Raw genomic sequence first — 14,462 nt, 5'->3', positions numbered from 1 at the left:
CCAAATCGACAGGCGGCCTTGTCGTCTAAGAGCGGTTCCTCAGCTGGCCGGCTCCAATACCGACTTCAGCACGGCCAACATCCGTTCGCTGGCGCCGCGGTGCGCATCGCGGAAACGCGCCGCGCCGCCGCGCATGGCTTCGGCAGCCGCCGGATCGGCCAACAAGGCCAGGGCGGTGGACACCAGCTCGCCGGCATCGGCCACCTGGCATCCGGCGCCGGCGGCCAATGAATCGGCCGCGGCCTGCTGAAAATTGAACACTGACGGTCCAAACAGCGCCGGCACGCCCATCAGCGCCGGCTCTATCAGATTATGGCAACCAAACGGCAGCAGGCTGCCGCCGATGAAGGCCACATCGCAAGCGCCCAGGTAGCCGAACATCTCGCCCATGCTGTCGCCAAGCCACACCTGAGTGTCGGCGACCACGGCTGCGTCGTCGCTGCGCCGCTGCAGCTTGAAGCCGCGCTCGCTCGCCAGCCGCGCCACCTCGCCCCAGCGTTCCGGATGGCGCGGCACCAGCGCCAGCAGCGTGTTGCCCACCGCGCCGCCGGCCGCCCGCCACGCGTCCAGAATCAGCGCTTCCTCGCCGTCCCGGGTGCTGGCGCACAGCAGCACCGGCCGCCGGCCAATGCGTTCATGAAACGCGCCGGCCAGATGCCACTGCGCTTTATCAATTTCAATATCATATTTGCTGCTGCCGCAGACGATGATGTTTTGCGCGCCCAATTGACGCAAACGGTCTGCATCTTCTTTGGTTTGCGCGGCAACGGCGGTCAATTTCTGAACAGCAGGCCGAATCAGCCCCAATGCCTTGCGATAGCCTTTCAGCGATTTATCCGACAATCTGGCATTGGCCAACAGCAGCGGCACTCCTTGCTCGGCGGCGGCATGCAGCAGATTGGGCCAGATCTCGGTTTCCATCAGCACGCCGCAACGCGGCCGGTAAGCGCGCAGAAAATCCGCCGCCGCCTGCGGGTAATCATACGGCAGATAGCGCACTTCGGCGTCCGGATACAGCTGTTCCGCCGTGGCGCGGCCGGTCGGCGTCATCTGCGTCAACAAAAGCGGCGCATCCGGCCATTGACGGCGGATGGCGGCCACCAGCGGCTGCGCGGCTCGGGTTTCGCCTACCGACACCGCGTGTATCCAGATCGCGCCGTTAGCTTTGGGCGACAGCGCCTGGCCGAAACGCTCGTCCCAATGCTCCAGGTAGGCCGGCGCCTTGCGCGCCCGCTTTTGCAGATAGCGGCGGATCAGCGGCTTCAACGCCCATAACAAGCCGTTGTAAAGCGCGCGCTGCCAGCTCATTGCCAATCCTGCCGCGAGCGCAGCGCCGCCAGCACGTCTTCCACCGTCGGGCATTGGCCGATATGGCCCAGATTGGTCGCCCAAGGCGTCTCCACCACGCCGGTCTGCTGCGGATCGGTGTCGGTGTAAATCGCCACTAGGGGTACGCTCAAGGCATTGGCCAGGTGGGCCAGGCCGGTATCGACGCCGATGACGGCGCTGGCGTGGCCCAGCAATCCGGCAGCCTCGATCAGACTCATCCGCGGCGCCACCACCGCGGCAGGCAATTGGGCGGCCTGCCGTTCGGCGCGCGCTTTTTCCCGCTCATTTCCCCAGGGCAGCACCGTCACCATGTCGTGGGCGGCCGACAACGCCTGCCCCAGCGCGACCCAATGCGTCTCCGGCCATTCCTTGGACGCGCGGCTGGTGGCATGCAGCAGCACAGCGTAACGGCCGGAGAGCATCCAGGCGGGCCGCTCGCCCGGACAAACGCCGAACTGCGGCGCGCCTTGCGGCGCATAGCCAAAACAGCGGCCGAACAGCAGGCGGTTGCGCTCGATGGCCGACAGCTGCCGGGAAACCGTGTGTTTCTTGTCGTAGAACAGGCTGGCCAGCGATTCGCGCGCGCTGGACCAATCCAACCCGGCCAGCGGCGCGCCGGCCCACTTGGCCGGAATCGCGCTCTTCAGCAAACCCTGGCTGTCCAGCACCAAATCGAAGTGGGTATCGCGCAGCTGACGCTTCAAAGCCCGCAACTCTCGCCAGGCCTCGAGCTGCAGCAAACGCTTGCGCCAGCTTCGCCAGCGCAGCGTCAACACCTCCGCCACCTGCGGATGCAGCCGGGCGATGTCGGCAAAGCTTTCTTCCGCCAGCCAACTCAGCCGAATATTCGGGTAGTGCGTCTTCAACTCAGTGATGGCCGGCCAAGTGTGGATAAGGTCGCCCATCGACGAGGTGCGCACAATCAGCACATTCATCATGGCGCGCATTGTACCCGAGCGGGCCTGTGGTTAACCAAGTAAAATCCGCCCTGACCAGATGTGGATAAGGTTCTGTGAATAAGTTTGACCATATTTATCCACAATCTGCCAGAACATTGCGCGTTGCAATAATCCCATGTCTATCAACAGGGCAAGACCATGAGCGGTATGGATTTTTTTCACTTGTCCACACAAAAAGCCCACCTTCAGTAGTTTCATCAATTTATAGTTGCGTTAATGAAAATCCGTTGGTGAAGCGCAAGTCTGTCGCAAAAAATTTGCCTAACAGGACAGCGGGCAAAACTGCTTGCCGCGATGTGAATAACTCAAGGTCTGCAACAAGCGTGAAAGTTATCCACAACTGGCTAGCCGCAGACGCGCATGGTAGACAACAGTTTTCAAAGCACAACAAGTGACTGAAAAATAAAGATAAATAGTGGTTATCCACAGCAATGAAGGAACTTCTACCAGTTTCTTCATTTTATAAATGGGAAAACATAGAAAAGATGCGATACGCGATTAGCGTGGTGCTCATCACCAAAAATGCAGGTCAACAACTGGAACAATGTCTGCAGAGCGTGGGCTTTGCCGACGAAATCGTGCTTGTGGATTCCGGCAGCACGGATAACACATTGGCAATAGCCGCAGCCTATCGGGCAAAAGTTATCCACCAGGAATGGCTGGGATTCGGTCCGCAAAAGCAATTCGCCGTGGAACAGGCAAGCCATGACTGGGTGTTGTGCTTGGATGCGGACGAATATCTGTCGCCTGAATTAGCCTTATCGATCAATCAGATACTGGACAATCCACAGGCCGCGGCCTACCGCTTTGCCCGCTGCAACCGTTTCATGGGCCGTTTCCTGAAACACGGCGAGGGCTATCCGGATTGGTCGCTGCGCTTGTTTGATCGCCGCCGCGCGCGCTGGTCCGACGACGTGGTGCACGAGTACGTGATCTGCGAAGGCCCTGTGGAAAAACTCGATGGCGACTTGATGCACGAGTCCGGCGAGGACATCGCGCGGTATTTATCGAAGCAGAACCGCTACACCACGCTGCAGGCGGAGCAGCTGTTCGCCCGCGGCAAAAAGGCGGGGGCCGCCAAGCTGGTGTTGAGCCCGCTGCTGCGCTTCTTCAAGTTTTATCTGGTTCGCCGCGGTTTTCTGGACGGCTTGGCCGGGCTGGTCCATATCTGCATCGGCTGCTTCAACAGCTACATCAAGTACGCCAAGTTGATCGAGCTGCATCGGCTTAATAAATGACATTTGGTTTGCCAGGCCGTTTGCCTTAGCATCGGTCTTTTTCTGGAAAAGACGGCATGGCTGCAAACCAGATCCTCATCCGGCCCATGACAGAGGCTGATATCCAGGCGGTGGCGCGTTTATGCGGCGACCTCGACTATCCGACCACGCCGGAGCAACTGGCGCGGCGCTACGCCGCGGTGCGCGCGTTTCCCGATAACGAGATCTGGGTGGCGGAACGCCATGGCGAAGTGGTGGGGTGGTTGCATGGCCACGGCGGCCATCTGCTGGAAGCGGAAAGTTATGTCGAGATTGGCGGCATCGTGGTAGATCCGGCCTGTCGCGGACTCGGCATAGGACGGCGTTTGCTGGCCGCCTGCGAGCAGTGGGCGCAGTCTTTGGGCTACCCGCGCATCCGTCTGCGCTCCGGCGTCCAGCGCGTCGAGGCGCATGCTTTTTACCGCCATATCGGCTATCAGCAGAAAAACACCGGCCTCACTTTTGCGCTCGACCTGCCGCGACAAGACTGAGCGGCGCTGTTATCCACAAGCTTTTGCCAGTCGGCATGCCGATCCGCTTTTCCATCTGCCTTGTGCCCGCAAGGGCATGGCCAACTCGAAGCCGCGCGGGACGGTTTGCCGTATTGGGTGGGGGTGGACGCCGGCATCGGCCACGTACCGCCGCAACGGCGCTTGTTTAACGGCGCCTGGGCGGCCTGGCAGGTATCGGGGGAGGACGGGTGGCTTGACGCAGCGCCAGGCGCGCTGAGGGGCCTTAACGTCGGTTTATGGCCAGGGGGGGTTGACGATTGCGGCGCGGACCGCGCATGCGCTCCGCCAAACCCGCGGGGCCGGGGGTTTTTCGCGGCGACGCTTCCTGATGGACTGGCGCGGAAGGCGGTCAGTCGCCATGGAGGGGGCTGCGCAGCCGCTGGGCGGCTTTGCAGGCGTTCGGGCAGATTGCGGGGGGCTTGAGGCGGCGCCAAGCGCGCCACGGGGTCTTACAGCGCCATCCGGTAGAACACCACGCGCTCGGTCTCCTCGAAACCCAGCGCCAGATGGGCGGCTTGCGCCGTCAGATTATCCAGGGTGGTGTCGGAGGCCAGTTCGGCGCAGTCCCGGGCGCGGGACCATTCCCGCGCCGCGCCCAGCAACAGGGCGGCCACGCCGGCGCGGCGATGCGATGGCGCGACGTAAATACCCTCGACAAAGGCCACCGGCGAGCGGCTGGTGCCGTTGACGTAGTCGTTGCGAATCGCAACTTCAAGCAGGCCGATTGCCGCGTCGTCGTCGCGGGCGACAAAGGCGGCGAAGCGTGCGGGATTGGCCGTTTGTTCGGCGATCTCCTGCTGGTGTTCCGCGGCCGGGCAGTCCGGCCACAGCGCCGCGCGCAGGTTAAGCCAGTCAGCGGCATGGGCAGATGCGGGGCTGAGCGAAATCATATCGATTCGAACTCCGGTTGCGGCAGGTGGCGGCGTTGCACCAGGATTTTGTCGACACGGGTCTTGTCCATGTCCACCACTTCAAAGCTGAAGCCGTTCCACTCGAAACGGTCGGTGACGCTGGGAATGCGGCCGAGCTTGTACATCATCACGCCGCCCAGCGTGTGGATGTTGCCGCCGGCTTCGCCCGGCAGCGTGCTGTCCAGTTCGAAAAATTCGCGGAAGTTGTCCAGCGACACCATGCCGTCCACCAGCCAGCTGCCATCTTCGCGCTGCACAATCTCGTCGTCTTCGCCGCTGATGGCCTGCATATCGCCGACGATGGCTTCCATCACGTCGTTGATCGATACCAGACCTTCCAGCTCGCCGTACTCATCCACCACCAGCGCGCTGTGGCTGCGCGCCTGCTTGAACTGCTCCAGCAACTGCATCAATGAAGAGGTGGCCGGCACGTATAGCGGCGGGGCCAGGTCGGCGGAAAAATCGACTGACTGTCCGGTCAGCAGGCGGTCCAGCAGGCGCTTGGCGTTGAGGATGCCGATGACCTGGTCGGTGTCGCCGCGGCACACCGGAAAGTGGCTGAAAGCGTGCTGCAGCAAGACTTCGCGGTTTTGCTCAGGACCGTCTTCCAGATCGAGGATCACCACGTCCTTGCGCGGCGTCATCACCGAGGCCACTTTGCGGTTGTCCAGCCGGAAGATGTTATCCACCAGCTCCTGTTCGGCGCGGTCGAACACGCCTTCGTCGGCGCCTTGTTCCATCAGGGTGCGGATCTCGTCCTCGGTGATGGATGGCTCGTCGCTTTTCTTGGCGCGCAGCAAGCGCAGCAGACCATCGGTGATGCGGCTGAACACTTGCACCAGCGGCCCGCTGGCGCGCGACAGCAACAGCATGGGCCGCGCCAGCGTCATCGCCACCCGCTCAGGATTCAAGAGCGCCAGCCGCTTCGGCACCAGCTCGCCCAGGATCAGCGACAGCGTGGTGATGAACAGCACCATGATGGCCACCGACAGCGGCTTGGCGTACGGCGCCAGCAGCGCGTAGTGGCTCAGCGCGCCGCGCAGATGCTCGGACAGCGCCGCCTCGCCGTAGACGCCGGACAGGATGCTGATCGAGGTGATGCCGATCTGGATGGTGGACAGGAAGCGGGTGGGTTCGGCAGCCAGTTTCAGCGCGGCGCGGGCGCCCTTGTGGCCTTCGTCGGCCTTTTGCTGCAATCTGACTTTGCGGCAGGAGACAATGGCGATTTCGGCCATCGCAAAAACGGCGTTCAACAGCACCAGGCCGAGCAGCAGCAAGATTTCCACGGTGTAGACAGAGGAGTGGCGGAGCTACTAGCTTAGGGCAAGCCGTCCGCCGCGAAAAGTGGCGCAGCGGACAGTCTTGTTTAGAACAGGCTGCTCTGCGTGGCGGCGGGCGCCCAGCGCACCGGCTGGCGGCCGCGCGCGATCAGCCAGGCATTGACCTGGGAGAAGTGGCGGCAGCCGTGGAAGCCGCGGCTGGCGGACAGCGGCGACGGGTGGGCGGCGGTCAGCACCAGGTGGCGGCTGGCGTCGATGCGTTCGGCCTTGGTGTGCGCCCAGTTGCCCCATAGCAGGAAGACGCAGCCCGCGTTGTCGCGGTTGACGGCGTCTATCAGCGCGTCGCTGACCATTTGCCAACCCAGCTTGCCGTGGCTGCCGGCCTTGTCGCGCTCGACGGTCAGCACGCTGTTCAGCAGCAGCACGCCCTGTTGCGCCCAGTGGCTGAGGTCGCCGCTGACTGGAATGCCCAGGCCGAGGTCGGCCGCCAGTTCCTTATAGATATTGCGCAAGCTGGGCGGCACCCGCGCGCCCTCCGGCACCGAGAACGACAGGCCCATGGCCTCGCCGTCGCCGTGGTAGGGATCTTGGCCCAGGATCACCACCTTGACGTCGGCCGGCGCGGCGAAGCTCAGCGCGTTGAACACTTGCGGCGGCGGCGGAAACAGCGTCTTGCCGTCTTGCTGTTGCTGGCAAAGCTGGCGGTCGATTTCGGCCAGTTTTGCGGCGATGGCCGGCTGCCGCAGTACGGTTTCCCAGGCGGGATGGACGCGGGCGAGGGCGGGGGACAGGTAAGTCAGAGCGGACATAAGGTTTCTTTGCGGCGGGTGGTGCGGATCTGGAGGCTTGGAATGGGGACGGCGCGATTCGTTCCAAACAAAACACCGCCCGGAGGCGGTGTCGTCTGGCGGGCGCGGCGCGCTTAGTAGCGGGCGACCGTCGAATCCACCTGCGTCGACCAAGCGTCGATGCCGCCTTGCAGATTGATCACATCGTCAAAACCGGCATTCTGCAGGAACAGCGCCACCTGGGCGCTGCGCATGCCATGGTGGCAGATGGCGACGATGGTGGCGTCGTCCGGCAGCTCGCTCATCCGGATCGGAATCAGATTCATCGGGATGTGCACGCTGCCGTCGATGTGCGCGAGCTGATATTCCCAGCCTTCGCGCACATCCAGCAGCACTGGGCGCTTGGCCTGCGGGTCTGCCAGTTGCGCGGCGAGGGCGGGGGCGGTGATTTCGCGCAGCATGATCAGAAGCTGAAACGGGCGGGTTCCACCGCCTCGTATTTTTGCAGCCGCTCGATACAGGTTTCGAAGAGCGCCGTTTCGCGGAAGCTGGTTTCGGTTTCGCGCTGAATCAGCTTGCAGCTCATCACCGGCAGATCGCCGACCACCAGGATCAGGCGGCCGCCGACGGCCAGCTGGTTCTTCAGCTCTTGCGGCACGACCGGCAGCGAGCCGCCCACCACGATCACGTCGTATGGCGCTTGTTCCGGCAGGCCCAGCACGCCGTCGGCTTCCACCAGCGTCACATTGGCGATGCCGGCTTTTTTCAGGCTGGCGGCGGCGCGCGCCTTCTGCGCCGGATCGATTTCGACGCTGACCACTTGCTTGCCCAGCTTGGCCAGCAGCGCGGTCAGGTAGCCGCTGCCGGTGCCGATTTCCAGAATCTTGTCGGTCGGCTGGATGGCGGCATCCTGGGCCAGGCGCGCTTCCATCTTCGGTTGCAGCATCTTGCGGCCGTTGGGCAGCGGCAGTTCGGTATCGACAAAGGCAAGCTGGCGCTGGCTGTCGGCGACGAAGTCCTCGCGTTTCACGTGGAACAGCAGATCCAGAATGGTCTGATCCAGTACATCCCACGGGCGAATCTGCTGTTCGACCATGTTGAAACGGGTTTTTTCGAAATCCATCAACTTACACTCCGGAGGGCTGGGAGTCCGCTCCGCCGGATGGAAGACAGCGGCGGCGGCAAGACTCTGGTCATGACGATAACTTGCGATTATCCCATATTTGCCTTACCTTCACAGCATCGCTAGGGGTCCTGCCCCCGGCGTCCGTCGCAAGGGCTACCCCAGTGTAGTCCGTCGAGACGGGCGGCGGGATGCGGGTGAGAAATACCCTTGGAACCTGACCCGGATAATACCGGCGTAGGGAAGCGTCAACTGCCCTCACAGGCCCGTCCGGGCCCGCAGCCGGCCACGCCGGATCGCTCCTTGCGCCGTTTCATCGTTTTTGGAGACCCGCCCGATGAACGCGCCCGTGAACCAAGCCATGGTGGTGGATGCCGCCGCCATCCAGCCTTTGCCGAATTCCCGCAAGATCTATGTACAGGGCAGCCGTCCGGACATTCAAGTGCCGATGCGCGAGATCCGCCAGGCCGACACGCCGACCCAGTTCGGCGGCGAGCGGAATCCGCCCATCTTCGTTTACGACACCAGCGGCCCATACAGCGATCCGGCGGTGAATATAGACATCCAGAGCGGCCTCGCGCCGCTGCGCGCCGGCTGGATCGCCGAGCGCGGCGATTGCGAGCAACTGCCCGGCCTGTCCAGCGAATACGGGCGCGCCCGCGAAGCGGATCCCAAGCTGGCCGAACTGCGTTTCAATCTGCAGCGCAAGCCGCGCCGCGCCAAGGCCGGCCGCAACGTCAGCCAGATGCACTACGCGCGCCGCGGCATCATCACGCCGGAGATGGAGTTCGTCGCCATCCGCGAAAACCTGAACCGCCGCGCCTATGTGGCATCGCTGCAAGCCACCGGCAACCAGCGCCTGCTGGACCTGATGACGCGCCAGCACCAGGGCCAGAGCTTCGGCGCCAATCTGCCGGAAGAGATCAGCGCCGAATTTGTGCGTGAGGAGATTGCCGCCGGCCGCGCCATCATCCCGGCCAACATCAACCACCCGGAAAGCGAACCGATGATCATCGGCCGCAACTTTCTGGTGAAGATCAACGGCAATATCGGCAATAGCGCGGTGACGTCTTCGATATCCGAAGAAGTGGACAAGATGACCTGGGGCATACGCTGGGGCGCCGACACCATCATGGATCTGTCCACCGGCAAGAACATCCACGAAACGCGCGAGTGGATTCTGCGCAACAGCCCGGTGCCCATCGGCACCGTGCCGATCTACCAGGCGCTGGAGAAAGTGAACGGCAAGGCCGAGGATCTGACTTGGGAAATCTTCAAGGACACGCTGATCGAGCAGGCCGAGCAGGGCGTGGACTACTTCACCATCCACGCCGGCGTGCGCCTGGCTTATGTGCCGATGACCGCCAATCGCATGACCGGCATCGTGTCCCGCGGCGGCTCCATCATGGCCAAGTGGTGTCTGGCGCATCACCAGGAAAACTTCCTCTACACCCACTTCGAGGACATCTGCGAAATCATGAAGGCCTACGACGTGGCCTTCAGCCTGGGCGACGGCCTGCGTCCCGGCAGCGCCTGGGACGCCAATGACGAGGCGCAGCTGTCCGAGCTGAAAACCCTGGGCGAGCTGACGCAGATTGCCTGGAAGCACGATGTGCAAGTGATGATCGAAGGTCCGGGCCACGTGCCCATGCAGCTGATCAAGGAAAATATGGACAAGGAGCTGGAATGGTGCCGCGAAGCGCCGTTCTACACCCTGGGGCCGCTGACCACCGACATCGCGCCGGGCTACGACCACATCACTTCGGCCATCGGCGCGGCGCAGATCGGCTGGTACGGCACCGCCATGCTGTGCTACGTGACGCAGAAGGAACACCTGGGCCTGCCGAACAAGCACGACGTGAAAGAGGGCATCATCACCTACAAGCTGGCGGCGCACGCCGCCGACCTGGCCAAGGGCCATCCCGGCGCGCAGATCCGCGACAACGCGCTGTCCAAGGCGCGCTTCGAATTCCGCTGGGAAGACCAGTTCAATCTGGGCCTGGATCCGGACAAGGCACGCGATTTCCATGACGAGACCCTGCCCAAGGACAGCGCCAAGGTGGCGCACTTCTGCAGCATGTGCGGGCCGCACTTCTGTTCGATGAAGATCACGCAGGACGTGCGCGATTTCGCCGCCAAGCAGGGCATCAGCGCGCAGGACGCGCTGAACAAGGGCATGCAGGAGAAGGCCATCGAGTTCGTCAAAGGCGGCGGCAAGCTTTACGACAAGGTCTGATGTTGCAGAGGCGGAACAACGGCGGGGCTGCCCGCCGTTTTTTATGCCTATCGTAGCGGCAAGCGGTCTAGGATGAGCGTATCCCCCAGCACAGGAGCCTGCGATGGATACCAGTAATCACCAGTTGCCCGGTCTGTTTCGCCAACTGGGCTTGGCTGACGATGCCGCGGCGATGCGCGCCTTCATCGCCAGCCATCCGCTGCCGCCGGGGGCCAGTTTGGCCGAGGCGCCGTTCTGGAGCGCCGCGCAAGCCTCATTCTTGCGCCAGGCATTGGAGTGCGACGCCGAATGGAGCGAGGCGGTGGACGAGCTGGCGGTGTTGCTGCAGCAAGGCGAGTCCTGAAACTGTGGGTAAAAATAGAAACAGGCGATGGTTTGTGGATAAGCCATCGCCCCCTGCCTATCGCCCTTTGCGGCCAGCGGCGATATAGACCCAGGCCCGTTCGCCCGTATCCAGCAGCGCTTCTACCCGTTGGTAATCATCCACTTCGTAGCGGTCCGCCTGTTCCAGCTCCGCATCGCTGATGTCGAACACGCTGCCGGCGACACGGTCTTGCCGATTTGCGCTCGAGCGCACGATGGGATGATGGGTCTTGCCGCTGGCGCGCACTACTTCGGCGTCGCGTATCGCCAGCATCTCCTGCTTGAATCCGATTAATTGCGCCGGGCTGCCATGTAGCAATCTGCCGAAAGTGGCGAGCTGCACATTGTCTTGTTGCAGCGTGCCGTAAGAGAACAACTTGGGCATATCGCGTCTCGCTTACAGGTAGTGACTGTCGTCCAGCAGCATGTCTTCAAAAAAAGCGCCATATGCCTCATTGGGATGGCGGATATGGATTTCCAGCACCCATAGCAGCGCGCTCGGCGCATGGTCGAAGTCCGCCAAGGCGCCATTGTGGATGGCGGCATGAGGGAAATCTGCCAGCCTGTGGCCAGAAAGGTCGAGATTCAATCGCCAGCCGCGGCGATGGGCGCAGTCTTCGGCGTAGCGGTATAGTTCTCGTCCGCTGCAGCCTGCCTTCAGCCAATGTCTCCTCACCTCATGGAAAATGGCGCGCGCATCGCCGGCGCAACGGGCGCGCTCCGGATCGCTGCCGGTGACGAAGGTATCGCCAGCGTCGCCTTCCCACTGTTTCCATACCGGACCGATGTCGATGAAGAAAATATCGCTTTCGCCAAGATAGACGCCTGGTTCCGATGGCGCGCCAAAGGTTTTCAGCGTGTTGCGGCCGAAACGCACGTAGACGTCGTGCCAGCCGCGCAGCATGCCGGCATCTGCCAACACGTCGCGTGCCAGTTCCACCGCGTCTTCTTCCAGCATGCCGGGACGAATATGCGATGCAATTTTGCGCACGGCATCCCGTGTACGGCGTCGCACGTCCAGCATGGTTTCGCGGTTGAAAGCCGCGCCAACGGCTTCTTGCGGCAAACAGGTTTCTTGCATGGTGGTTCTCCTTGGAAACATCAGGGGTGGGCGGCCAGAGACAGGCCGTTCAGTTCGGTGCTCAGCTTGATCTGACAGGCCAGGCGATGCGCCGGCGATGGCTCATCCAGCGCGGCCAGCAGCCGTTGCTCCTGTCTAGAAGGTTGCGGCAGCTGGCTCAGCCAATTGGAATCGATGGCGACACGGCAGGCTCCGCAAGCGGCCTGCCCGCCGCATACCGGCAGCACCAGACCGGCGGCGGCCAGCGCGGTTATCAGCGGATCTCCTTCAACGGCGGGTACTGTCAGCCAGTCGCCTTGCGTCCGGCGCCAGCGCACAGTCAGATTGCCGTGGTTGGCGGCAGGTGCTTGCGCAGGGACGAAGGCATCGGCGTGAAAGCGCTCAGCGGGCAGATGGCAGCGATCCGTCAGCAACGCGCGTGCCTGCTCCACCATGCGCGGCCCGCCGCAGGCGTAGACGCGAGCGCTGCTCAGGTCGGGATGGTCCGCGGCGGCGACGTCTTGCACAAAGCCGCGGCGGCCGGTCCATTCAGCCGGCGCATGGCTCAGTACGGGGATGAAACGCAATAAGGGCCAACGCAGAGCCAGACTGGCAAAGTATTCGGCCAGATAGAGGTCGGCATCTTCGGCGCCGCCCCAATACAGATGCATCGGCGTGCGGCATCCCGCCGCGTGGGCGTATTCCAGCATGGCTTTCAGCGGGGCGATGCCGGTGCCGGTGGCCAGCATGACCACACGGTCTATCGCTGCCTGCTCCGCCTCCCATACGCAGTCGCCGAAGGGACCGCTAATCGTCAGCATCTGACCAGGACGCGCTTCATGCCGCAGCCATGCGCTGGCCTGGCCGGCTGCGCGCAGCCGGATGTGGGCCTCCAGCCAGCCATCGCCGCGTGGCGCGCAGGCCAGGGAGTAGCTGCGTATGATGCCGGATGGGAGTTGCAGGCTGAAGAATTGGCCTGCCTGGATGGGCAAGCCTCCATGGCCTGCCGGGCTCAACAGCAGCCGCAGCGTGACGCCATCTAGCCAGTGCAGTGCCTGCAAGCGGTAAGAATAGGTTTCGATCATCGTGCATATCTCCCAAAAACATGCTTATGCTATAAGAGTGATGGACCAGTAAAAACATCCAGTTTTTATAAATTGACTGGTCCAGATGCGGAGAGACACGCATGCTGAGACCCTGGTCCATGTTGCTGACCATACGGCGCGAAGGCGGCTTGCCAGCGCATCTACAGATCGCGCAGCAGGTGGCGGACGAGATCCAGCGCGGCAGGCTCAGGCCGGGCGATGCGCTGCCTGGTAGCAGGGAACTGGCGGATCAATTGAGCTTGAACCGCAAGACGGTGGTGCTGGCTTACGACGAGTTGGCGGCGCAGGGGTGGGTAACGACGGAGGGTCGGCGCGGCACGTTCGTTGCGGCATCGCTGCCGGCGACGTTGGCGGAGGAGGCTGAACTGGACTTCACCCTGTCGCGGCAGCAGGCCGAGCAGATGCCGAAAGCGGATCTGATCGATTTTTCCGAAAACGTTCCGGACTCCCGGCTGATTCCTTTCGACGCGCTAGGCCGGGCCTATAGGCGCGCCCTGATCGCCACCGCCCGGTCGGGGCGCTTGTCCTATGGCGATCCGCGCGGCGAGCTGGGGCTGCGCCAGTCATTGTTGCGCATGCTGACCATGGAGCGGGGCCTGTCGGCTACGTTGGAGAATATTTGCCTTGTGCGCGGCAGCCTGATGGGCATCTATCTGGCCGGCAAGGTGTTGTTGAAACCCGGCGATGCGGTCGTGCTGGACCGTTTGAGCTATCCATCGGCGCGCAATGCATTTCGCTCGCAGGGCGCGCAGTGTCTGGATGCGGCAAGCGACGCTCAAGGCATCTTGCCTGGGGAACTGGAGTCCTTGTGTCGCCGTTATCCGGTGAAGGCGGTGTATCTGACGCCACACCACCAGTTTCCCACCACGAAGATGATGCCGGCGGAGCGACGGCTGCAGTTGTTGGCCTTGGCGGAGCGCTATGACTTCCACATCATCGAAGACGACTACGACCACGAGTTCCATTTCACGCATCGGCCGATGTATCCGCTTGCCAGCCTGCCTGGAGGACGGCGAGTGGTTTATGTCGGCTCGCTGTCCAAAGTGTTGGCTCCGGGGTTGCGCATAGGTTTTGTGCTTGCGCCCGCGGCGCTGATCGAGCGTTGTGTCGACAACATCCTGCTGATTGATCGCCAGGGCAATCCTGTGACGGAACAGGCGGTGGCGGAATTGATGGATAGCGGCGAGTTGAGGCGCCATGTGCGGCGGGCATGGCGCGTCTATAAACACCGGAGGCAGGTGTTGGTGGAGGCGCTGCAGCGGGAGTTGAATGGCAAGGCCGATTTTGAGTTGCCGGCGGGAGGCCTGGCGATCTGGCTGCAGTTGGGCTCGAATATCGATATGACGCGCCTAGTGGAGGATGCTCGGCGACGAGGCGTGAAGATATTGGCCGGCAGTCATTTCACTGGCGATGGCAGTGTCGTGCATGGAATCCGCTTATGTTACGCCGATCTGGAGGATGAGGCCTTGCTGCTGGGGGTCAAACGCTTGGCGCAGGCTTTGTCCGAACAGCATGCCGAGTAGCGGGCAAGCTGTTCAG

General features: G+C 62.7%; 16 protein-coding genes and 1 riboswitch. Of the genes, 5 read left to right on the top strand and 11 right to left on the bottom strand.

Going from position 1 to position 14,462, the window contains the following annotated elements:
* Window positions 1–39 precede the first annotated feature (39 nt).
* From waaA to BI343_RS19870, 3 genes are read right to left on the bottom strand one after another with little or no spacing between them, the layout of a single operon-like run.
* Window positions 40–1,308, bottom strand: a complete 1,269-nt coding sequence (gene waaA / locus BI343_RS17985) for a lipid IV(A) 3-deoxy-D-manno-octulosonic acid transferase (protein WP_071110747.1) — start codon at window positions 1,306–1,308, stop codon at window positions 40–42.
* Window positions 1,305–2,267 (bottom strand): lipopolysaccharide heptosyltransferase I, encoded by a 963-nt coding sequence (gene waaC, locus BI343_RS17980; protein WP_071110809.1) that lies wholly within the window; start codon window positions 2,265–2,267, stop codon window positions 1,305–1,307. The genes waaA and waaC overlap by 4 nt, the downstream gene beginning before the upstream one ends.
* Window positions 2,268–2,297: 30 nt before the next feature.
* A complete protein-coding gene (locus tag BI343_RS19870) occupies window positions 2,298–2,486 on the bottom strand; it encodes a hypothetical protein (RefSeq protein WP_139165782.1) in 189 nt (62 codons plus the stop codon).
* 287 nt (window positions 2,487–2,773) lie between these two features.
* Here BI343_RS19870 and BI343_RS17975 point away from each other — a divergent pair, with 287 nt between their 5' ends.
* Both BI343_RS17975 and BI343_RS17970 read left to right on the top strand, forming a co-directional pair.
* On the top strand, window positions 2,774–3,526 hold the full coding sequence (locus BI343_RS17975) for a glycosyltransferase family 2 protein (protein WP_043624781.1): 753 nt from the start codon (window positions 2,774–2,776) through the stop codon (window positions 3,524–3,526).
* A gap of 56 nt (window positions 3,527–3,582) precedes the next feature.
* Window positions 3,583–4,035, top strand: a complete 453-nt coding sequence (locus BI343_RS17970; protein ID WP_071110746.1) for a GNAT family N-acetyltransferase — start codon at window positions 3,583–3,585, stop codon at window positions 4,033–4,035.
* A 470-nt stretch (window positions 4,036–4,505) separates the two neighbouring features.
* Here the strand turns inward: BI343_RS17970 and aac(6') are convergent, their stop codons facing one another.
* From aac(6') to BI343_RS17945, 5 genes are all read right to left on the bottom strand, one after another.
* Window positions 4,506–4,946, bottom strand: a complete 441-nt coding sequence (gene aac(6'), locus BI343_RS17965) for an aminoglycoside 6'-N-acetyltransferase (RefSeq protein WP_071110745.1) — start codon at window positions 4,944–4,946, stop codon at window positions 4,506–4,508.
* A complete protein-coding gene (locus BI343_RS17960; RefSeq protein ID WP_083341061.1) occupies window positions 4,943–6,253 on the bottom strand; it encodes a hemolysin family protein in 1,311 nt (436 codons plus the stop codon). Before BI343_RS17960 ends, aac(6') begins: the two co-directional genes overlap by 4 nt.
* 80 nt (window positions 6,254–6,333) lie before the next feature.
* A complete protein-coding gene (locus BI343_RS17955) occupies window positions 6,334–7,056 on the bottom strand; it encodes a uracil-DNA glycosylase (RefSeq protein WP_071110744.1) in 723 nt (240 codons plus the stop codon).
* A 113-nt stretch (window positions 7,057–7,169) separates the two neighbouring features.
* Complete coding sequence (locus BI343_RS17950; RefSeq protein WP_071110743.1) at window positions 7,170–7,496, bottom strand: rhodanese-like domain-containing protein; 327 nt, start codon at window positions 7,494–7,496, stop codon at window positions 7,170–7,172.
* A 2-nt stretch (window positions 7,497–7,498) separates the two neighbouring features.
* Window positions 7,499–8,158, bottom strand: coding sequence for a protein-L-isoaspartate O-methyltransferase family protein (locus BI343_RS17945; protein WP_071110742.1), 660 nt, complete (start codon window positions 8,156–8,158; stop codon window positions 7,499–7,501).
* A 114-nt stretch (window positions 8,159–8,272) separates the two neighbouring features.
* Window positions 8,273–8,419, top strand: a riboswitch (TPP riboswitch).
* A 76-nt stretch (window positions 8,420–8,495) separates the two neighbouring features.
* Between BI343_RS17945 and thiC the strand changes: the two genes are divergently transcribed.
* Window positions 8,496–10,394, top strand: coding sequence for a phosphomethylpyrimidine synthase ThiC (gene thiC, locus BI343_RS17940; RefSeq protein WP_071110741.1), 1,899 nt, complete (start codon window positions 8,496–8,498; stop codon window positions 10,392–10,394).
* A 103-nt stretch (window positions 10,395–10,497) separates the two neighbouring features.
* A complete protein-coding gene (locus tag BI343_RS17935) occupies window positions 10,498–10,737 on the top strand; it encodes a DUF2789 domain-containing protein (RefSeq protein WP_043627002.1) in 240 nt (79 codons plus the stop codon).
* Between the two features lie 57 nt (window positions 10,738–10,794).
* Here BI343_RS17935 and BI343_RS17930 read toward each other — a convergent pair whose 3' ends face one another.
* Genes BI343_RS17930 through BI343_RS17920 form a run of 3 tightly spaced genes read right to left on the bottom strand, consistent with a single transcriptional unit; the run spans window position 10,795 to window position 12,902 of the window.
* Window positions 10,795–11,142 carry a gamma-glutamylcyclotransferase family protein gene (locus BI343_RS17930; protein ID WP_071110740.1) on the bottom strand — a complete coding sequence of 116 codons (348 nt, stop codon included), beginning with the start codon at window positions 11,140–11,142 and terminating at the stop codon, window positions 10,795–10,797.
* 12 nt (window positions 11,143–11,154) lie between these two features.
* Window positions 11,155–11,838, bottom strand: coding sequence for a M24 family metallopeptidase (locus BI343_RS17925; protein ID WP_071110739.1), 684 nt, complete (start codon window positions 11,836–11,838; stop codon window positions 11,155–11,157).
* Window positions 11,839–11,858: 20 nt separating this feature from the next.
* A complete protein-coding gene (locus tag BI343_RS17920; RefSeq protein WP_071110738.1) occupies window positions 11,859–12,902 on the bottom strand; it encodes an FAD-binding oxidoreductase in 1,044 nt (347 codons plus the stop codon).
* A 101-nt stretch (window positions 12,903–13,003) separates the two neighbouring features.
* Here BI343_RS17920 and pdxR point away from each other — a divergent pair, with 101 nt between their 5' ends.
* Entirely contained in the window at window positions 13,004–14,446 is a 1,443-nt protein-coding gene (gene pdxR, locus BI343_RS17915; protein ID WP_071110737.1) for a MocR-like pyridoxine biosynthesis transcription factor PdxR, read from the top strand.
* Window positions 14,447–14,462: the final 16 nt, after the last annotated feature.

The sequence above is a fragment of the Chromobacterium amazonense genome, from assembly GCF_001855565.1.
GTDB classification, from domain to species: domain Bacteria; phylum Pseudomonadota; class Gammaproteobacteria; order Burkholderiales; family Chromobacteriaceae; genus Chromobacterium; species Chromobacterium amazonense.
This window is presented reverse-complemented; position numbering and strand designations above follow the sequence as displayed.